The 19,497-nt window shown below is 67.7% G+C and carries 21 protein-coding genes; 3 read left to right on the top strand and 18 right to left on the bottom strand.

Features of this window, described 5'->3' with window-relative positions; all coding sequences use genetic code 11:
• Window positions 1-29: 29 nt before the first annotated feature.
• Both MF6396_RS12455 and MF6396_RS12450 read left to right on the top strand, forming a co-directional pair.
• Complete coding sequence (locus MF6396_RS12455) at window positions 30-1,508, top strand: methyl-accepting chemotaxis protein (RefSeq protein WP_054915686.1); 1,479 nt, start codon at window positions 30-32, stop codon at window positions 1,506-1,508.
• An 84-nt stretch (window positions 1,509-1,592) separates the two neighbouring features.
• A complete protein-coding gene (locus MF6396_RS12450) occupies window positions 1,593-1,799 on the top strand; it encodes a hypothetical protein (RefSeq protein ID WP_052504289.1) in 207 nt (68 codons plus the stop codon).
• Window position 1,800: 1 nt separating this feature from the next.
• Here the strand turns inward: MF6396_RS12450 and MF6396_RS12445 are convergent, their stop codons facing one another.
• The 3 genes from MF6396_RS12445 to MF6396_RS12435 all read right to left on the bottom strand — a co-directional run bounded on the left by MF6396_RS12445 (window position 1,801) and on the right by MF6396_RS12435 (window position 3,748).
• Window positions 1,801-2,604: an acyl-CoA thioesterase gene (locus MF6396_RS12445; protein ID WP_078480477.1), complete on the bottom strand. Its 804-nt coding sequence runs from the start codon at window positions 2,602-2,604 to the stop codon at window positions 1,801-1,803.
• An 84-nt stretch (window positions 2,605-2,688) separates the two neighbouring features.
• Window positions 2,689-3,456 (bottom strand): CHAD domain-containing protein, encoded by a 768-nt coding sequence (locus MF6396_RS12440; RefSeq protein WP_043863100.1) that lies wholly within the window; start codon window positions 3,454-3,456, stop codon window positions 2,689-2,691.
• A 13-nt stretch (window positions 3,457-3,469) separates the two neighbouring features.
• Window positions 3,470-3,748, bottom strand: a complete 279-nt coding sequence (locus tag MF6396_RS12435) for a hypothetical protein (RefSeq protein WP_043863101.1) — start codon at window positions 3,746-3,748, stop codon at window positions 3,470-3,472.
• Between the two features lie 160 nt (window positions 3,749-3,908).
• On the opposite strand from MF6396_RS12435, the gene MF6396_RS12430 reads away from it, so the two are divergent.
• On the top strand, window positions 3,909-4,928 hold the full coding sequence (locus tag MF6396_RS12430; protein WP_078480475.1) for a patatin-like phospholipase family protein: 1,020 nt from the start codon (window positions 3,909-3,911) through the stop codon (window positions 4,926-4,928).
• A 16-nt stretch (window positions 4,929-4,944) separates the two neighbouring features.
• On the opposite strand, the gene MF6396_RS12425 is transcribed toward MF6396_RS12430, so the two are convergent.
• From MF6396_RS12425 to MF6396_RS12355, 15 genes are all read right to left on the bottom strand, one after another.
• Complete coding sequence (locus tag MF6396_RS12425) at window positions 4,945-5,643, bottom strand: response regulator (RefSeq protein ID WP_043863103.1); 699 nt, start codon at window positions 5,641-5,643, stop codon at window positions 4,945-4,947.
• Window positions 5,640-8,294 carry a sensor histidine kinase gene (locus MF6396_RS12420; RefSeq protein WP_043863104.1) on the bottom strand — a complete coding sequence of 885 codons (2,655 nt, stop codon included), beginning with the start codon at window positions 8,292-8,294 and terminating at the stop codon, window positions 5,640-5,642. Before MF6396_RS12420 ends, MF6396_RS12425 begins: the two co-directional genes overlap by 4 nt.
• Before the next feature lie 15 nt (window positions 8,295-8,309).
• Window positions 8,310-8,870, bottom strand: coding sequence for a potassium-transporting ATPase subunit KdpC (gene kdpC, locus MF6396_RS12415; protein ID WP_078480533.1), 561 nt, complete (start codon window positions 8,868-8,870; stop codon window positions 8,310-8,312).
• Between the two features lie 14 nt (window positions 8,871-8,884).
• Window positions 8,885-10,936, bottom strand: coding sequence for a potassium-transporting ATPase subunit KdpB (gene kdpB / locus MF6396_RS12410; protein ID WP_078480474.1), 2,052 nt, complete (start codon window positions 10,934-10,936; stop codon window positions 8,885-8,887).
• Between the two features lie 10 nt (window positions 10,937-10,946).
• Entirely contained in the window at window positions 10,947-12,641 is a 1,695-nt protein-coding gene (gene kdpA / locus MF6396_RS12405) for a potassium-transporting ATPase subunit KdpA (RefSeq protein WP_078480473.1), read from the bottom strand.
• 8 nt (window positions 12,642-12,649) lie between these two features.
• On the bottom strand, window positions 12,650-12,739 hold the full coding sequence (gene kdpF, locus MF6396_RS12400) for a K(+)-transporting ATPase subunit F (protein ID WP_043863107.1): 90 nt from the start codon (window positions 12,737-12,739) through the stop codon (window positions 12,650-12,652).
• Between the two features lie 193 nt (window positions 12,740-12,932).
• On the bottom strand, window positions 12,933-13,985 hold the full coding sequence (locus MF6396_RS12395; RefSeq protein ID WP_043863108.1) for an AI-2E family transporter: 1,053 nt from the start codon (window positions 13,983-13,985) through the stop codon (window positions 12,933-12,935).
• Between the two features lie 11 nt (window positions 13,986-13,996).
• Window positions 13,997-14,806: a DUF4892 domain-containing protein gene (locus tag MF6396_RS12390; protein ID WP_043863109.1), complete on the bottom strand. Its 810-nt coding sequence runs from the start codon at window positions 14,804-14,806 to the stop codon at window positions 13,997-13,999.
• A gap of 115 nt (window positions 14,807-14,921) precedes the next feature.
• On the bottom strand, window positions 14,922-15,773 hold the full coding sequence (locus MF6396_RS12385; protein WP_078480472.1) for an alpha/beta hydrolase: 852 nt from the start codon (window positions 15,771-15,773) through the stop codon (window positions 14,922-14,924).
• Window positions 15,770-16,564 (bottom strand): alpha/beta fold hydrolase, encoded by a 795-nt coding sequence (locus tag MF6396_RS12380; RefSeq protein ID WP_078480470.1) that lies wholly within the window; start codon window positions 16,562-16,564, stop codon window positions 15,770-15,772. The genes MF6396_RS12385 and MF6396_RS12380 overlap by 4 nt, the downstream gene beginning before the upstream one ends.
• A 92-nt stretch (window positions 16,565-16,656) precedes the next feature.
• Complete coding sequence (locus MF6396_RS12375) at window positions 16,657-17,004, bottom strand: hypothetical protein (RefSeq protein ID WP_043863112.1); 348 nt, start codon at window positions 17,002-17,004, stop codon at window positions 16,657-16,659.
• 81 nt (window positions 17,005-17,085) lie between these two features.
• Window positions 17,086-17,529 carry a hotdog fold thioesterase gene (locus MF6396_RS12370; protein ID WP_043863113.1) on the bottom strand — a complete coding sequence of 148 codons (444 nt, stop codon included), beginning with the start codon at window positions 17,527-17,529 and terminating at the stop codon, window positions 17,086-17,088.
• A 26-nt stretch (window positions 17,530-17,555) separates the two neighbouring features.
• Entirely contained in the window at window positions 17,556-18,011 is a 456-nt protein-coding gene (gene sixA, locus MF6396_RS12365) for a phosphohistidine phosphatase SixA (protein WP_078480469.1), read from the bottom strand.
• Entirely contained in the window at window positions 18,008-18,355 is a 348-nt protein-coding gene (locus MF6396_RS12360; RefSeq protein WP_078480467.1) for a DUF4389 domain-containing protein, read from the bottom strand. Before MF6396_RS12360 ends, sixA begins: the two co-directional genes overlap by 4 nt.
• 16 nt (window positions 18,356-18,371) lie before the next feature.
• The gene (locus MF6396_RS12355; protein WP_043863116.1) at window positions 18,372-19,397 is read right to left on the bottom strand and encodes an NAD(P)H-dependent glycerol-3-phosphate dehydrogenase; all 1,026 of its coding nucleotides are present in this window, start codon (window positions 19,395-19,397) and stop codon (window positions 18,372-18,374) included.
• Between the last annotated feature and the right edge of the window lie 100 nt (window positions 19,398-19,497).

The raw sequence follows: 19,497 nt of genomic DNA, 5'->3' as shown, positions 1-19,497 counted from the left end.
GTTTCCGCTCAATCAGAGAAGACCTATCCATGGGTGCCTGGCTCAGCAATATCTCACTGAAGTACAAGTTCTGGGCGGTGAACGCAGTCGCCTTCGTCACAACCCTGTTCGTGGTGCTGTATGCGGTGCACCTGGAAACCCGCGCCAGGGCCGAGACAGCCCAGGCCCGGGTGCAATCCGAAGCCCGCCTGCTGGCCGCCTGGCCCGCCGGCCAGGCCTTGCCGCAGAACGCCACCTGGGTCAGCTTCACACCCGGGCAGGCGCCCACCTTCGATGGCCAGGCGTTGCCGGCCCTGGCCACTGCCCAGGGCTGGGTCGAGCTGAACGGCATGCCGCTGCTGGGCAGCGACCCGCTGATCGGCGCGCAGGTCATCCAGCGCGATGGCCAGCAGATCGCGGTACTGGCCCAGGCCCCGAGCATGGCGCAGGTGTTCACCGACCGCTTCGTCAACTATGCGGTGTGCGTACTGATCCTGATGCTGGCCATGCTGTGCGCCTCGCAGTTGCTGATCCGCTTCCTGCTCAGCCAGCTCAACATCCTCAAGGACGTGATGCTGCACGTCGAGAAGACCGGTGACCTGTCGGCACGGGTGCCGCTGTCCTGCGGCGACGAGATCGGCCAGATGGCCAGCGCCTTCAACGCCATGCAGACCACCTACCACCGCGTGGTCAACACCGTGGCGCGAACCGCCGCGCAGCTGGATGCCGGCGCCGCGCGCCTGGCCGCCAGCATGAACGAGGTGCGCCACGGCATGCTCGGCCAGCAGAGCGAAACCGACCAGGCCGCCACCGCCATCAACGAAATGACCGCCACCGTCTACCACATCGCCCAGCATGCCGGTGCCACACGCGACCTGTCGCAAAGCGCCGACACCCTGGCCGGCAGCGGCAAGGACGTGGTCAGCCGCGTGCAGTCGTCGATCTCGGGGCTCTCCACCGGCGTGCAGCAGACGGCCGAGATGATCCGTCAACTGGCCGAGGACAGCCAGAAGATCAACAGCGTGGTCGGGGTGATTCACAGCATCGCCGAACAGACCAACCTGCTGGCCCTCAACGCGGCGATCGAGGCGGCCCGTGCCGGCGACCTGGGCCGCGGTTTCGCGGTGGTGGCGGACGAGGTGCGCAACCTGGCCAAGCGCGTGCAGAGCTCCACCGATGAAATCACCACCATGGTCTCTGCCCTGCAGGCCGGCACCCGCGATGCGGTGGAGTTCATGACCGAGAGCTCGTTCAAGGCCGACGACTGCGTCAAGCAGGCCCAGGAAGCCGGCGAGGCCCTGGCGGAGATCACCGGCGCGGTGGCGCAGATGCGCGAGAGCAATACCCAGATCGCCGTGGCGGCCGAACAGCAGAGCCAGGTGGCCGAAGAGATGAACCGCGCAGTGGTGAGCATCCGCGACGTGACCGAAGAGACCGTGCAGCAGACCGTCGACTCGGCCACCACCAGCAGCGAACTGGCCACCCTGGCCGGCGAGCTGAACAAGGCCATCGGTCAACTCAAGCTATAAACGCGATAGCCGCGCGCAATTGGCCCCCTGGCGGGGGCCAAACTACGCTTGGGTTATCCGTTTTGCACCTTGAGGAGAACCGTGATGAACAAGCACCTGTTTCACCTGCCCCACTGGCATCACGCCCCTCGTACCCCCACCAACATCGCGCTGCAGCTGATTGCACTGCCGCTGCTGGCCATCGGCGCGCTGCTGGTCTTGAGCGGCGCGCTCGACGCCGACCTGGGCACCCTGGCCGTCGGCGTCATCGGCCTGCTGGCCGGTGTGGCGGTGGAGCGCCAGCGCCAGTGATTCAGGCGAACACGGTCACCGTCTGGCGGCTGATGGCAAGCAAATCACCGGCTCCGTTCCACAAGGCGGCCGCCACATGGCCGTAGCCGTCACGCGCGTAGTCGATCTGGGCGCAGTACTGGCACCAGTCCAGGGGGGTCAGGCTGGCCACCGGCTGCACGAACTCGATGGTCCAGGTCAGGGTGCTGCCGGCAGCGGGCTTGCTCAGGTGCGGCATCAACGCCGGTGGCCAGGCATCGACCAGCGCCAGCAGGTGGGCTTCGGTCACCGGCTCCTCGACCACATCCTCACCGCGCAGGCGCACCCAGCCGCCCATCTCGCGTGACCGGCTACCGCTGAACGGCAAGCCGCCAATGCCCCAGCGCATGGCCAGGTGGCGAATGAACTCGGGGGTCACGCCCTTGATGAAGGGCAACTCGGGGCTGGACTCGCCAAGGCTTTTCATCGGCACCGGCGCCAGCCCTGACACCTGCACCACCGAATCGCGCCCGGCACCGAAACTGCCCTGCACCAGGGTCACCACCTGGCCATTCTGTACCGCGCGCCCCAGCAGCGAGCTGACCGCCTTGCCGTCACGCAACAGCTCCACCTCGAAACTGATCGGCACCCCAGGCTCGGCCGGCCCTACGAAGGTGATGGCCAGCGAGCGCACCGGACGGTCCGGGGCGACCTTGGCGTGCATGGCCTCGTACACCAGCGCCGCCATCAGCCCGCCGAAACAGGCACGCCCCTGGGCCCATTCGGCCGGGATGGTCACCGCCTGGGGCTGCAGGCGCACGGCGGTGAGCAGTTGGGAAAAATTCATCGGGACCTCGACCAGTGGGCAAATGTGGCGATGTTAACCAGCCGCCGCGCCGCGCACAGGCCGCATTTGCGCCAAACACGCGACTTATCGACGTTGGATTTCGCTCAGCAGTGTCTCCAGCGTGCGGTCGGCACGTTGCTCGGCCGCCGCCTGTTGCGCCTGCCAGTGCGCCACGCAGGGCGCCAGGCCAGGCTGCTGCTCGGCCTGCAACAGCCACTGCAACAGGTCGTGCCAGTCGCCCAGATCGCCCTGGGCGCGCTTGAGCCCGCGGCGCAGGGCCGGGCGCAGGCGTTCGAGCTGTGGATAGGCCTCGGCGCCATAGCGCACCCGCTTGATCAGCAGGCGCAGGCGGTGGCGGTCGTGCGCCGGGTCGTTCATGGCAGCCTGCAGGTTGCGCCACTGCTTGTGCAGGCGCTTGCCCACCCGCGCCTCCAGGCGGCGTACCAGGCCCTGGCGCTGGGCCGCGCGCAGGAACATCGGGAAGGCATCGATGATCGCCAGCAGCCGCGCAAGCTCGGCGCTGGCCGCCACCCGGGCAAAGGTGCGGGCCGGGTCGCCAAGCTGCTGGCGGGCCACCTCGGGCAGCCCGCGTTCGAGCAACTGCGCGGCCAGCACCTCGCGATCGCGCAGCGGCGTGGTCAGGCGCCCCAGCTCGGCGGCAGCATCCTCCAGCTTGTCCACCCCCGGCAGCCCGCGCAGGGGCCGCAGCAGGCTGCGCAGGCGACGCACGCTGGTACGCAGGTCATGCAGCGCCTCACTGTCGGTATTGGCCGCCAGGCGCGCCTGGCAGGCCAGCAGACGCACGTGCAGGGTCAGCACCTGGGCGATCACATGGTCGAGCATTGCCGACATGCCTGGTCCTCCCTCAGCGCCCGGCGCGCGATTCACGGATGTAGAAGCGTGCCTTCTCGGCCTTGTTGCTGCAGCCTTCGAAGGCTTCGAACTGCTGCTGGGTCTTGGCGCCGGTCAGCAGCGACAGGGCCTTGGAATAGCTGACCGTGCCGGCGAAGCCCTCGGCCTTGGCCAGGTCCAGCTCCTTCCAGGCCGAATCCAGCTGATTGGCGCAGCTGTCCCGGTACGCCGTCTTGCCGGCGCAGCCGCTCAGTACCAGGGCAATCAGGGGCAGGCAGATCCAGGCTTTCATCGGTGTTACCTCAAAAGGAAAATGTTCGGGGTGGCACTTCGACGGCACGCACGCTGAAAAGTGCCCTGCTCAGCGTAGCCCAGCGCTTGTCACGATTGAAGCACAGCCCTGAATGGGTGCATTGTTAGGCCCACGAGCAGAACAGCCGCAAGGAACGACCATGAGCAAACGCGTAGCACTGGTGCTGGGGTCGGGGGGCGCCCGAGGGTATGCACACATCGGCGTGATCGAGGAGCTGGAGCGGCGCGGCTACGACATCGCCTGCATTGCCGGCTGTTCGATGGGCGCGGTGATCGGCGGCATCTACGCCGCCGGCAAGCTCGACGACTACCGACGCTGGATCGAGAGCCTGGATTACCTGGATGTGCTGCGCCTGGTGGACGTGAGTTTCAGGCTGGGCGCGATTCGCGGCGAGAAGGTGTTCGGGCAGATCCGCAAGATCGTCGGCGAGGTCAACATCGAGAACCTGCGCATCCCCTACACCGCAGTGGCGGCCGACCTCACCAACCAGCAGGAGATCTGGTTCCAGGAAGGCTGCCTGCACCAGGCCATGCGCGCCTCGGCGGCGATCCCCAGCCTGTTCACCCCGGTGGTGCAGGGCAACCGCATGCTGGTCGATGGCGGCATCCTCAACCCGTTGCCGATCATCCCGGTGGTGTCCAGCCACTGCGACCTGATCGTGGCGGTGAACCTCAACTCCACCAACCAGAAGCATTACCAGTTGCCGGTGATCGAGCGGCCGGCAGCGTTCAAGTTGCGCTTCGACAACCTGATCAACTCGCTGGGCTCGCACCTGCCGTTCCGGCGCAAGGCCGCCGAAGGGCTGATCCGCATCGAGCAGGCGGCGCCCAACCCGTGGCTCAGCGATGCGGCCGAGCCCGAGGCGCAGCAGCCCTCGGCGGCGCCCGAGACTGACGGCGCGCCGAAATCGGCGGCCGGCTCGTTCATTGTCGACAACGTGGGCCCGGCTTCGCTGCTGGACCTGATCAACCAGAGCTTCGAGGTGATGCAGACGTCGCTGGCGCAGTACAAGATCGCCGGCTACCCGCCGGATGTACTGATCAACGTGCCCAAGCGGGTGTGCCGGTTCTTCGAGTTCTACAAGGCGCCGGAGCTGATCGCGCTGGGACGCGAGATTGCACGCGATACGCTGGACAACTATGAGGCCGAGAGGCGCTAGGCCGGCGAAGAGGCCCTCAAGCCTGCTCCGGCCCGATCAACCGATACCCCACCCCCGGCTCGGTCACGATGAACCGCGGCGCCGTCGGGTCGTCCCCCAGTTTCTGCCGCACATGCGCCACCACGATGCGCAGGTAGTGGCTGTCCTCCACATGGGTGGGGCCCCAGATATCCTTGAGCAACTGCTGCTGGGTGATCACCCGCCCCGGGTGACGCGCCAGTTGCGCCAGCAATGCATACTCCTTGCGGGTCAGCGCCACCTCCTCGCCCGCCAGCGTCACGCGCCGGTAGGCAAGGTCCACGGTCAACGGGCCGAAGCGCGGTGCCGACTCTTCGGCCACCGCCTGGGGCACCTGGCGCAGCAATGCGCGCACCCGCGCCAGAAACTCCTGGATGCCGAACGGCTTGGTCACGTAGTCATTGGCCCCTCCGTCCAGCGCCTCGACCTTCTGCACTTCGCTGGCCCGCACCGACAACACCAGCACCGGCACCTGGCTCCATTCGCGCAGTTCGCGCAACACCTGCTGCCCGTCCATGTCGGGCAACCCCAGGTCGAGCACCACCAGCTCCGGCCGACCCAGCGCCGCCTGGCTCAGGCCCTCGGCACCGGTGCCCGCCTCCAGCACCTTGTAGCCCTGCGAGCCAAGGCTGATGCGCAGGAACTTGCGGATCTGCGGTTCGTCGTCGATGACCAGCACGGTCGCGGTCTGGCTCATGGGGTCTCGCTGTCCAGTTCAGGTTGGGCCGGAAGCGGCAAGCATAGTGTGATGCAGGTGCCACGGCCATCGATGCCGTCCTCTACACGGATCTGCCCGCCATGGGCGCCGATCATGCCCTGGCAGATCGCCAGCCCCAGCCCCGTGCCCTGCCCGCCCCGGTCCCCGCGCGCAGCGGTGTAGAACATGTCGAAGATGCGCGCCCGGTCCTGCGGCGCAATCCCCGGGCCCTCGTCGGCGACGGCCAGGCACAGCTGCTCGCCTTCCACACTCACCCGCAGTTCGAGGCGCCCGTGGGCCGGCGAGAAGCGCGCCGCGTTCTCCAGCACATTGATCAGGGCCTGCTCGATCAGTGCGGCATGCACGAACAGCAGCGGCAGCTCTGCCGGCACCTCGGTGCGCAACTGCAACGGGGCCAGCACCACGCGCAGGCGGCTCAGGGCGCTGCCGACGATGTCGGTCGGCGCCACCCAGTCGCGCGCGAGCTTGAGCCCGCCATGCCCCAGGCGGGTCATGTCGAGCAGGTTCTGGATGTAACGGTCCAGGCGCTCGGCCTCGTCGCGGGTGCCTTCGAGCAGCTCGCGACGGTCGTGCTGACTGATTGCCTCACCCAGTGCCAGCAGGCTGTCGATGCTGCCGCGCATGGCAGTCAACGGGGTGCGCAGGTCGTGGGACACCGAGGCCAGCAAGGCACTGCGCAACTGTTCGGTTTCGCCGTGCAGGCGCGCCGCCTCCAGCTGATCGGCCAGCCGCGCCCGGGCCAGGGCCTGGGCCAATGGCTGGCTGAGGGCCTTGAGCAGGCGCCGGCGCTGGGCCGTCAGCACCTGGCCCTCGCGCGGGCGTACCCCCAGCAGGGCCAGCGGGCCTTCCTCCACCGACAGCGGCCACCACCACCAGCGCCCGTTGGGCAAGGTGTCGCTGCCAAGGCCGGCGGCCTGGTCATGCTGCCAGGCCCAGTCGGCGGCCGCCCGCTCGGTGTCGTTGAACTGCAGGGCACCGCCGCTGGCCACCTGCAGGCGACCTTCGGCATCGCGTTCGAGCAGGCACATCTGCACGTCCGTCCAGCCCTCCAGGTGGTGGCTGGCGGCATTGAACACCGCCTGGCGGTCGGTGGCCGCGGTCAGCCGGCGGGTCAGGTCCAGCAATTGGCCGGTCTGCTCCTGGGTTTCGCGCAGCGCCTGCAACTGACGCCGCTGGCGCGCCGCCAGGTTGCCGGTCAGGGCGGCCATCAGCAGAAAGAACACCAGGGTCAGCACGTCCTCCTCGCGCTGGATGCTCAGCGAGAAATTCGGCGGTATGAACAGAAAGTCGTAGGCCAGAAACGACAGCGCGGCGCACACCAGCGCCGGGCCCAAGCTGCTGCGCACCGCCACCAGCAGCACTGCTGCCAGAAACACCAGCGAGATGTTGGGCAGCGCCAGCACCCCGGCCACGCCCCAGGCCAGTGCACTGGCCAGCACGGTGGCAAGCAGCGCCAGCAGGTAGTGGCGCCAGGCCCAGGCTCGCGCCACCGGCGCGCTGACCGGTTCTGGCTGTGCGTCGCGGTCGAGCACGTTGATTTCCAGCCCGTGGGCCTCGCGCAACAGGCGCGCCGCCACACCGGCACCGAACCAGCGCCGACGCAGCCGATCACGCGACTGGCCCACCAGCACCAGGCTCGCACGCCGCTCCAGCGCATGCTGGATCAAGGTGTTGGCCACCTCGCCGGCGCGCAGCACCACCACTTCGCCGCCCAGCCGCTCGGCCAGCTGCTGGGCGGCCTGCAGGCGCTGGCGTGCGGTTTCGTCGCGCAGGCGGCCGTTGTCCACGTGCACCAGGCTCCAGGGCAGGTGGCGGCGCTGTGCCACGCGGCTGGCATGACGTACCAGGCGCTCGGCCTGGGCATCGCCATCCACCCCCACCAGCAGGCGCCCACGCAGCGCCGGCGCATCCTGGCCCAGGCTGCGGTAGCCGTGGGCGAGGTCGGCATCGACCTGGGCGGCGGCGGTCTGCATCGCCAGCTCGCGCAGGGCCGTCAGGTTGGTCTGGGTGAAGAACGCATCGATCGCCGCCCGCGCCTGCTCCGGCACGTACACCTTGCCGTCGCGCAGGCGTTCGAGCAGCTCGCGCGGCGGCAGGTCGATCAGCACCAGTTCGAAGGCTTCCTGCAGCACCCAGTCGGGCAGCGTTTCGCGCACCTGCACGCCGGTGATGCCGCGCACATGGTCATTGAGGCTTTCCAGGTGCTGCACGTTGACCGTGGTGTACACGTCGATACCGGCCGACAGCAGCTCCTGCACGTCCTGCCAACGCTTGGCGTGGCGGCTGCCGGGTGCGTTGCTGTGGGCCAGCTCGTCCACCAGCGCCAGTTGCGGGGCGGCCTTGAGCAGGCCGTCCAGGTCCATTTCCTCCAACTGCACGCCACGGTACTCGGAGCGCACCAGCGGCTGTTGCGGCAAACCGCCCAGCAGCGCCTCGGTTTCGCTGCGCCCATGGGTTTCGACGATGCCCGCCAGCACCCTCACCCCCTGGCGCAACTGCGCATGGGCGGCCTGCAGCATGGCGTAGGTCTTGCCTACGCCGGGCGCTGCGCCCAGGAACACCTTGAGCCGGCCGCGCCCCTCGCGCGGCAACTCGGCCAACAACGCATCGGCGCGTTCAGAATCACTCATGGTCGACACACGTCCTTATTTCGAAGCAGGTGCGAGCTGGTCGAGGGCCGCATTCAGGGCCAGGATATTGACCACCGGCGGCCCCACCAGTGGGTGCAGGGTGGACTGCTCCACCAGGGCTTGCAAGGTGGGCAGCGGCAATTGCCGCGCCGCTGCCACCCGCGCCAGCTGATAGGCCACGGCTGCTGGCGGCAGGTGCGGGTCCAGGCCGCTGCCGGAGGTGGTCAGCAGCGCCAGCGGCACCGGGGCTTGTGCCGGCACATACAGCGCCTGGGCCTGCTCGCCCACGCGTTTGGCCAACGCCGGGTTGCTCGGCGCCAGGTTGCTGGCACCGCTGGACACCGTGGCATAGTCGGCCGCCGAGGGCCGCGACTGGAACCAGCCCGCGCCACTGAACGGCTGGGCCAGCAGGCGCGAGCCGCGCACCTGGCCACTGTCGTCGCGCAGCAGGCTGCCGTTGGCCTGCTCGGGGAACGCCACCTGGGCGACCCCGGTGACCACCAGCGGGTACACCGCGCCGGTGATCAGGGTCATCAGCACAATCAGGCTCAGGGCCGGGCGTACTAGCGTCGTCATGTTCATCTCCCAGTTCACACAAGGTGCAGCGCATTGAGCGCCAGATCGATCAGCTTGATCCCCACGAACGGCACCAGCAGCCCGCCCAGACCGTAGATCAGCAGGTTGCGCCGCAGCAGGTGGGCAGCGCTGGCGGCCTGCACCCGTACCCCGCGCAGCGCCAGCGGGATCAGCACCACGATGATCAGCGCGTTGAACACGATCGCCGAGACGATGGCGCTCTGCGGGCTGGCCAGTTGCATCAGGTTGAGCACGCCCAGCTGCGGGTAGATCGCAGCGAACAGCGCCGGCAGGATGGCGAAGTACTTGGCCACGTCGTTGGCAATGGAAAAGGTGGTGAGCGCGCCACGGGTCACCAGCAGCTCCTTGCCCACCTGTACCACATCCAGCAACTTGGTCGGGTCGCTGTCCAGGTCGACCATGTTGGCCGCCTCGCGGGCCGCCTGGGTGCCGTCATTCATGGCCATGCCGACATCCGCCTGGGCCAGCGCCGGGGCGTCGTTGGCACCGTCGCCGCACATGGCTACCAGGCGCCCGTCGTTCTGTTCCTGGCGAATGCGTGCCAGCTTCTTCTCCGGCGTGGCCTCGGCCAGCACGTCGTCGACCCCGGCCTCGGCGGCAATCGCCGCGGCGGTCAGCGGGTTGTCGCCGGTCACCATCACGGTGCGAATGCCCAGTTTGCGCAGCTCGGCGAAGCGCTCGCGAATGCCGGGCTTGACCACGTCCTTGAGGTGGATAACGCCCAGCAGGCGCTTGTCCACGCACACCAGCAACGGGGTACCGCCACTCTGGGCAATGCGGTCGACTTCACGGGCCAGGGCGGCCGGCAGGTCCAGGCGCTGCATGCCGACGAACGCCAGTACCGAATCCACCGCGCCCTTGCGGTAGCGCTGGGCGCCGAAGTCGACGCCCGACAGGCGGGTTTCGGCGCTGAAGGCCACCGGCACCAGGTGTTCAGCGTCGGGTGGGGTGAAGTCATGCAACTGGCGCAGGTAGTCGACGATCGACTTGCCTTCGGCGGTGTCGTCGGCCAGCGAGGCCAGCAAGGCGCCCTCGCCCAGCTCGCGGGCAGTGATGCCGGGGGCGGCGTGCACCGCACTGCAACGGCGGTTGCCGAAGGTGATGGTGCCGGTCTTGTCCAGCAGCAGCACGTGCACATCGCCGGCCGCTTCCACTGCACGCCCCGAACGGGCAATCACGTTGAGCCGTACCAGGCGGTCCATGCCGGCGATGCCGATGGCCGACAGCAGGCCGCCGATGGTGGTGGGGATCAGGGTCACCAGCAAGGCCACCAGAAACACCATCGGGATGCTGCCGCCGGCAAAGTGCGCGAAGGGCTGCAGCGTGACCACTACCACCAGGAAGATCAGCGTCAGGCCGATCAGCAGGATGTCCAGGGCCACCTCGTTGGGCGTCTTCTGGCGTTTGGCGCCCTCGACCAGGGCGATCATGCGGTCCAGGGTCGACTCGCCCGGGTTGCTGGTGATCTGCACCAGCAGCCAGTCGGACACCAGCCGGGTGTTGCCGGTGACCGCAGAGCGGTCGCCGCCAGACTCGCGGATCACCGGTGCGGACTCGCCGGTGATCGCCGCCTCGTTGACTGCGGCGATCCCTTCGATCACCTCGCCGTCACCGGGGATCATCTCCCCGGCATCCACACGCACCACATCGCCCTTGCGCAGGTCACTGGCCGGCACCACCTCGAACTCGCCCGAGGCCATGCGCCGCCGCGCGTTCAGGCCCTGGCTGCCGGCCTTGAGGCTGTCGGCGCGGGCCTTGCCACGGCCTTCGGCCAGGGCCTCGGCGAAGTTGGCGAACAGCACGGTGAACCACAGCCACACGGCGATCTGCACCGATACGCCGGTGGGTACGTCGCTGGGCAGCAGGCACAGCAGGGTGGTGAAGATAGCGGTCAGTTCCACCACCAGCATCACCGGGGCGCGCTTGAGCTGGCGCGGGTCGAGCTTGACGAATGCCTGCACCAGGGCCGGACGCCAGAGCGCGGCGAAGGTGGTGCGGGCAGTGGCGGACGGGGCCGCCTTCACTTCGGAAACAGGCAGGTTCATGGTCGGCTCCTCACAAGCCCAGGCTCAGGTATTCAGCAACCGGGCCCAGGGCCAGGGCCGGCAGGAAGGTCAGGCCACCGATCAGCAGGATGGTCACCAGCAACAGCGTGACGAACAGCGGGCCATGGGTCGGGAAGCTGTTCTGGCCCACCGGCGCGCTCTTCTTCAGCGCCAGGCTGCCGGCCAGGGCCAGCACCGGCAGGATGTAGCCGAAGCGCCCGATCAACATGCCCAGGCCGATCATCAGGTTGTGGAAGGTGGTGTTGGCGCCCAGCCCGGCAAACGCCGAGCCGTTATTGGCACTGGCCGAGGTGTAGGCGTACAGCAACTGGCTGAAGCCGTGCGGGCCCGGGTTGCTGACCGCGGCGGCAGGCCCCGGCAGGCTGGTGGCCAGCGCGCCGAGCACCAACACGCCCACCGGCATCACCAGCAGTGTGGCGACCAGTAGTTGCACCTCGCGGGCCTGCAGCTTCTTGCCCAGGTATTCAGGGGTACGACCGATCATCAGCCCGGCCAGGAACACCGCGATCAGCACGTTGAGCAGCATGCCGTAGAGCCCGGCGCCGACGCCGCCGAAAATCACCTCGCCGACCATCATGTTGACCAGCGCGACCATGCCGCTGAGCGGGTTGAGGCTGTCGTGCATGTTGTTCACCGAGCCGTTGGAGGCCGCGGTGGTGGTCACGCTCCAGAGCACGCTGGCGGTGGTGCCGAAGCGGCTCTCCTTGCCTTCCAGCGGCGCGGTCTGCTCCACCAGCGGGCTGTTCAGGGTGGGGTTGGGCTGGTACTCCGACCACAGCGCGGTGGCGCCGCCGATCACGAACAGCGCAAGCATGCAGGCGATGATCGCGCGGCTCTGGCGCAGGTCCTTGACGTAGTGGCCGAAGGTGAACACCAGGGCCACCGGAATCAGGATGATCGAGGCCACCTCGAACAGGTTGCTCCAGGCGCTGGGGTTCTCGAACGGGTGCGCCGAGTTCACCCCGAAAAAGCCGCCGCCGTTGGTGCCCAGCTGCTTGATCGCGATCTGGCTGGCAGCCGGGCCCAGCGGGATCACCTGGTCGGCGCCCTGCAGGGTCAGTGCATGCACATAATCGGTGAAGGTCTGCGGCACGCCCTGCCATACCAGCAGCAGCGCCAGCAGCAGGCACAGCGGCAGCAGCCCGTAGAGGGTGGCGCGGGTCATGTCGACCCAGAAGTTGCCCAGGGTGCTGGCCGAGCGTCGAGCAATGCCACGACACAGCGCGACCAGCACGGCAAGGCCGGTGGCGGCGCTGACGAAGTTCTGCACGGTGAGGCCGAGCATCTGGCTCAGGTAGCTGAGCGAGGCTTCGCCGCTGTAGGACTGCCAGTTGGTGTTGGTCATGAAGCTGACGGCGGTGTTGAACGCCAGCGACCACTCCTGGCCGGGCAGGTGCTGCGGGTTCAGCGGCAGGTGCCCTTGCAGCAGCAATACGGCAAACAGCAGCCCGAAGCCTGCAAGGTTGAAGGCAAGCAGCGCCAGGGCGTACGTCTTCCAGCTCTGCTCGGTGGCAGGGTCGACCCCGGCCAGCCGGTAGCAGCCCCGCTCCACCGGCCCCAGCAGCGGGCTCAGCCAGGTGCGCTGGCCTTCCATCACCTTGTAGTAGAAGCGGCCCAGCCAGGGCGCCGGCAGCAGCACCAGGGCGAAAAAGCCCAGCAGCAATGCGTAATCGTAACTGTGCATGGCTGCTCCTAACCGCGATCGGCGCGCAGCAGCGCGGCCATCAGGTACACAAACAACGCCACTGCCAGCAGCAGTGACACCCCGTCCAGAATGCTCATGAAGAATCTCCGTCCCGCGGCACGGTGCCGCTGACGGTGATTGTCGGGAGGGGGGGCGTAAAGGAGCGAGAGGGCTAGCGAGGGTTGGGTATAAAGAATGCGTAAAGAGAGCGAATCGGCATGGCTGGGACGCCCCGTTGGCCGGCAGGGCCGGCGCCTGGCAAGCGCGGCCCGGCCAGCCAGGCCGGTGCGATCAGGCCCGCGGCGGGTGCTGCGGCTCGCTGCGGGTCCAGTCCAGCAGCAGGCTGTAGGCCACTGCCAGCAGCGTGGGGCCGATGAACAGGCCGATGAAGCCGAACGCCAGCAACCCGCCAAACACCCCCAGCAGCACGATCACCAGCGGCAGGTTGCCGCCCCGGCTGATCAGGTAGGGCTTGAGCACGTTGTCCACGCCACTGATGATGAACGTGCCCCAGATCCCCAGGAACACCGCCATGCCGTACTGGCCCTGCCACGCCAGCCATGCGGTGGCCGGCACCCAGGCCAGCGGCGGCCCCATTGGGATCAGGCTGAGCAGGAAGGTCACCAGGCCCAGCACCAGCGCGCCCGGCACCCCGGCGATCAGGAAGCCGATCAGCGCCAGCAGGGCTTGCGCCGCTGCGGTGCCGATCACGCCGTTGACCACCCGTTGCACGGTGCCAGCCACCAGGTCCAGGTAGTATTCGGCGCGCTCGCCGATCAGGCGGTTCAGCAGGCGCAGCACGAAGGCCGACAGCCGCGGCCCGTCACGGTAGAAGAAGAACACGAACACCAGGCTCAGGGTCAGTTCGAGAATCCCGCCGCCGATCTGCGCACTGCGGGCCAGCAACCAGTTGCCCACCTGCCCCAGGTGTGGCTTGATCGCCGCCAGCATGGCCGCGCCCTGCTGGTCGAGGGTGTCCCAGAAGCCGACCAGGCGCTCCCCCACGAAGGGTATGCCGCCCAGCCAGGCCGGCGCATCGGGCAGGCCGTCGACCTGCACGTCGCGCACGAATGCGGTGGCATCACGAATATGGTCGGCCAGGTTGAAGCCCAGCCACACCAGCGGCAATGCCACCAGCAGCATCCACACGCCCGTCAGTACACTCGCCGCGAGGGTTTCGCGCCCGCCGAGCACGCGCGTGAGCAGGCGCATCAGCGGCCAGCTGGCATAGGCCAGGATCGCCCCCCAAAGCAGCGCGGAAATGAACGGGGCCATGACCCACAGACCGGCCCCCAGCAGGCCGATAAGGATGATCTGCACCAGCAGGCGATCGTTGTTGAGCATAGCGGCCCCGGTCAGCGGATCAGTTCGACATGCAGCCCGGCAGCCGGCTGCGTACCCACTTCAAGCCGTGCTGCGCGCACCCCGGCCTTGACCAGTTGCTCGCGCCAGGCCTCGGCCTGGGCGCCGGTCAGGGTCACGCGCAAGGTACTGTTCAGGTTGAGGCTGCGCGACAGCAGGTTGACCCAGGCCGGCTGCGGTTCGCCCTTGAGGTCGGCATAGTCGAGCTTGCCGGTGCTCAGCAGTTCGCGCTGCACGGTGGCCGGCGTGGGCAACACCTCGCCCAGCGGTGCGTTGGCCACGAACTCCTCGACATGCAGGTACGCGCGCCGATTGCCCTTGGTGATGCTGTACAGCGCAACCAGGGTGTCGCTGGAGGCGCCGGAGCGGCGCAACAGAATGAACGCCTGCTGATTGTCGGCACCGGTCAGGTTGAATCGCCCGGCCAGCTGCGCCGACCACAGGCTGCTTTCACCGCAGTCCTGCCCCTGGCACCAGAACAGCGGATAGCCACCTGCGGTCTGCAAGGCTTCGCGGGCGGCGGTAAAGGCTTCGTTGGCACTGCGCTCGGCCGGCAGCTGGTAGGTGGCATAGCTGACCTTGCCGCGGCCCTCGACCTTGCCCTCCATGCGTACCACATTGCTGATCTTGCGCAGCGAACCGAGGGGGTACACCCGCTCCTGTTCCTGCTCCAGTTCCTGCGCACTGGTCTGGCCCACTACCTTGGCATCCACCGGAATCGGCAGTTGATCGGCCATCAGTGGCGTGCTGGCAAGCACGGCCAGGCCGGCAAGGCCTGTTCGAATCAGACGCGAAATACTCATTGGCGGGCCATGGCGCTAAGGGCCTCGATGGCGAAAAAAGGTGCAACGGTGTCGCGCTTGGTCATGGTTGTCTCCCTGTTCAACCCGCCAAGCCTCGACAGTTGCCCGCCGCAAGTCAAGAAATGGCAAAGAAGCGATTGAAACAGTCTGCAACAAGGCTGGCGCCCGACTCGTCGTTCAGGTGCAGGTGATGCCCGCCCGGCAGCTGTTCCAGCTTGAAGGGTAGCTGCTCGAGCAGGGTGGTGTTGCGCGCCAGCATGCCGTCGGCGGCCACCACCAGTTGGGTCGGACAGGCGATGCGGCGCACGAAGGTCAGCGCCTGTTCTTCGCTCATGCGCAGCGGCGACGGCAGGGTCAGGCGGCTGTCGCTGCGCCAGGTGTAGCCACCCGGCACCGGCATCAGGCCGCGCTGGGCCAGCAGCTCGGCGGCCTCGCGGGTGACCGCGACCATGCCCTGCATGCGCGCCTGCACCGCCAGCTCCAGGGTCGGGTAGACGGTCTTGCCCTTGCCGCCCTGGCGCAACTGCGCCTGCAAGGCCATGCCCATGCGCTCGGCCGTGTCCTGGGGGCCGGCGCCGGGCGGAATCACCCCGTCGATCAGCGCCAGGCGGGTGACCCGCTCGGGCAAGGCACCGGCCAGGATCACCGAGATGATCGCCCCCAGCGAGTGCCCGAGCAGGGCAAACCGTTGCCAGCCCAGTTGCTCGGCTACCCGCAGCACGTCGTGGGCGTAGTCCCACAGCGCGTAGCCGGCGCCCACCGGCCGATGGTCTGAATAGCCATGCCCGGCCAGGTCCAGTGCCACGATGCGCAGCCCATGCAGCCGGGGCGCCAGGCGCGCGAAGGTGTTGGCGTTGTCGAGCCAGCCATGCAGGGCGATTACCGGGATGCCCTGCTGCGGGCCGAACAGGTGCGCTGCCAGTTTGATGTGCCCCAGGTTCAGGCGCACTTCCTCCACGCCACTCATTGCACCGCCTCCTGCCAGCGATCGAACAGGCCCTTGATCAGGCTCGCGGTGTCATGCGGGCGCTCCAGCGGAAACATGTGCCCGCCCGGCAGGCTGTGGAACTCGCCCCTGGGCATGCTGCGCACGGCATACGCGTGGTGGCGGCGTACCACGCGGCTCTGGCTGCCACGCACCATCGCCAGCGGCAGCGTCAGCTGGCGGGCCGGGCCGGGGCTTACGTGGGGCAGGCTGCGATAGATGCTGATCTCGGTGGCCGGGTCGAAGCGCAGGCGCAACTGCTCGCCCTCGTCCTGCAGGCCATGTTCCAGATAAGCCTCGAAGCAGTCGGGGTCGAACTGTCGAAACAGCGCCTTGCCGGTGAAGTAGGCCCGGGCGCTCTCGCGGTCGGCGAACGCCTCGCGGCGTCCCAGGGTGCGGCCGGCCGGGGTGATGCGGTCAATGAAGCCAAAGCGCTTGGCCAGCTGGATCAGCCACTCGTCGGCTCGGGTCAGCACCGGCGAATCGAGCATCACCACCCCACGGTAGTACTGCGGGCAGCGCATCGCCGCGTGCAGGTGCAGCACCCCGCCCAGCGAGTGCCCTACCCCCCACACCGGCTCGGGCTGCTGCTCCAGGTGATGGATCAGTTCATCGACCAGGTTCTGCCAGTTGTCGTTGACCGGAAAGCGCGGGTCGTGCGCGTGCTGCGGCAGGTGGGGGACGTGATAATCGGGGGCCAGCGCAGCGAACAGCTTGCCGTAGGTGGCCGAGGGGAAGCCGTTGGCATGGGCGAAGAAGATCTGCTGCGTCATGGTCGCCTGTCCGCGAAGGGGAATCGGGCCATTTTCCCCGCCGCAGCAACACCCGGCAACATCCGTACAGGCCAGGGAGCACGACGATCAGGTCAATTCGCGTCGAAGCTGGCAATCGAACGGCGCAGGCAGGCCTGCAGGTACAGCAACTGGTACTCGAGCGCATCACGTGCCTTGCGCTTGTGCTCGCGGCTCAGTTCGGCCCGGCGCAGTGCCAGGCAGGTGGCCTGCAACTGATGCCCCATCAGGCGGCCCGTCTCGCGCAATTGCCTGAGCTCGCGCAGCCCCTCCAGGCGTCGCATCAACTCGTCGAGCTTGGCCTCGGCACTGTCCTTGAGCACGTTGTACTCGGCAAAATCCAGCGCCTGGGCACGCTCGACCTGGCGCACGATGTCGTAGAAGTAGGCCGAGCCTGCCATTTCCGGATCCGGTGTGTTCATCGCCAAACTCCTGTTCGCGCCCCCGATGGGTCCTGGGGGCACGCTAGCAAGGCAGCGCATGGGCAACAACTGGTAGAAATATCAGGTCGCCGGTGGGTTGTCGCCCAGCGCGATGACGGCGATGGTCAGGCGCGAGATGCAGTTGAGCTTGCCGTCTTCGGTGCTCAGGCGGATGTCCCACACATGGGTGCTGCGGCCAATGTGCACGGGCCGGGCAGTGGCCGTGACGCGCCCGCTGCGCACACCGCGCAGGTGGTTGGCGTTGATCTCCAGGCCCACGCAATAGAAGCGCGTGGTGTCGATACACAGGTAGCTGGCCATGGAGCCGACGCTCTCGGCCAGCACCACCGAGGCGCCGCCGTGCAGCAGGCCGAACGGCTGGTGGGTGCGCTGGTCGACGACCATGCTGGCGCTCAGGGAGTCGTCGGTGAAGCCTTCGAAGCGAATATCCAGCACTTCGCCGATGGTGCCTTTCTGGCGGGCGTTGAGCTGGTCGATATCGGGTTGGGTTTTCCAGAGGCTCATGCAGCATTCCTTGTCGTGGTTGGCGATCAGGTGGGAGTGAGACTGCGCAGTGTCATCAGCCCGGCCAGGGGGTGGTCGCCGTCGAGTTCGGCCAGGCTGGCGGTGCCCATGGGTGCGGGGTCCTTGCGGTGGCCATGTTCGAGCAGGCACACCAGCGTGCCCACCAGCGGTTGATGGCTGACCAGCAGCACCTGCTCCACCCCCAGCCTGTCCAGCTCGGCGATGACCTGCTGCGGGTCGCTTTCGGGGGTGAGCCAGGGCACGGTCTGCACCGGCTTGTCCAAACCCAGCGCCTCGTGGACCAGCGCAGCGGTCTGCTGCGCGCGTACATAGGGGCTGGCCAGGATCACCTGCGGCGCGCAGCCGAGCAACTGGGCGGCACTGCGCAGCACCTGCTCGCGACCGTGGGCGGTCAGCCGGCGTTCGGCGTCGCTGTTGGCGCGGGGCTCGGCTTCACCGTGGCGCAGTACCCACAGCCTCACAGCTTGGGCTCTTCGTCACGCGCCGGGTGTGGCGCAGGCGGCACGCTGTGGGCGGTTTCGCCTTCCGGCGCGCGCGGGGTGGGCCAGTCGGCGAACGGCCAGGGCTTCTGGTCGGTGTGGAAACTGCCGAAGCGACCGATCTGGGCCAGAAACTGGCTCAGGCTGTCGCCGAAGTTCATCAGGCTGGCACTGGGTGCGCCGTAGATCAGCCGGTACACCAGTTGCACCACCACCAGGCCACCCAGCAGCAGCTCGGCCAGTTGCCATACCAGTAGGAACACCAGCATCCACAGCACACGCAAGATGATCGATTCGCGCTGCGCCTGTTTTGGGGACTCGTTCATGCCCTGCTCCTGTAATTCAGTTGAAACCGCTGGTGGAAATGAAGTCGACGTCGGTTTTCGGCTCGCCGCGCATCAGCAGCTCGATCACCTGGCTCAGGGTCCGGCCTTCGAACAGGATGGCATGCAGGCCGGCTACCAGCGGCATGTACACCTGCACTTGCTCGGCCTTGGCCTTGAGCACCTTGAGGGTGTTGACCCCTTCGGCCACCTCGCCCAGGCGGTTTACCGCCTCGTCCAGGCTCAGCCCCTGGCCCAGGGCATGGCCGACCTGGTAGTTGCGGCTCTTGGGCGAAGAGCAGGTGACGATCAGGTCGCCGACACCGGCCAGGCCCAGGAACGTCATCGGGTTGGCGCCCTGGCTGACGGCGAAGCGGGTCATCTCGGCCAGCGCGCGGGTGATCAGCATGCTCTTGGTGTTCTCGCCCATGCCCAGCGCCACCGCCATGCCGGCGATGATGGCATAGACGTTCTTCAGGGCGCCGCCCAGCTCGACGCCAAAGCGGTCGTTGCTGGCATAGACACGGAAAGTACGCCCGTGCAGCACGGCCTGGACCCGCTGGCACAGCTGCTCGTCCTCGCTGGCGACCACGGTGGCGGTCAGCGCGTGCTCGGCGACCTCGCGGGCCAGGTTGGGCCCGGAGAGCACGCCGATGCGCGCCTGTGGGGCGATCTCTTCGAGAATCTGGCTCATCAGCTTGAAGGTGTGCGCCTCGATGCCCTTGGTCAGGCTCACCAGCAGCTTGTTGCTCAGCAGCTCGGCATGGGGCGCCAGCACGCTGCGCAGGGCGCTGGACGGCAAGGCGACGAAGATCAGCTCGCAGGCCTGCAGGGTGGCCAGCAGGTCGTTGACCGGCTCGACGCCCGGGTGGATCTTCACGCCCTTGAGGTAGCGCGGGTTTTCGCGGTTGTTGCGCATGGCCTCGGCTTGCTCGGGGTCGCGCATCCACTGCCGTACCTCGACACCATTCTCGGCCAGCAGGTTCGCCACGGCGGTACCAAAGCTCCCGCCTCCAAGAACTGCAACAGGCTGCTGTTCAGTCATATCCAATCCGTTAAAACCAATAAAGTGGCGACCCCCGCATTATACGGAGGGTTAAGGCCACGGCCAGCGCCAGATGTGCGATTGGACCGCAGCAATGCGG

Source organism: Pseudomonas sp. MF6396 (genome assembly GCF_002018915.1).
GTDB lineage: Bacteria > Pseudomonadota > Gammaproteobacteria > Pseudomonadales > Pseudomonadaceae > Aquipseudomonas > Aquipseudomonas palmensis.
This window is presented reverse-complemented; position numbering and strand designations above follow the sequence as displayed.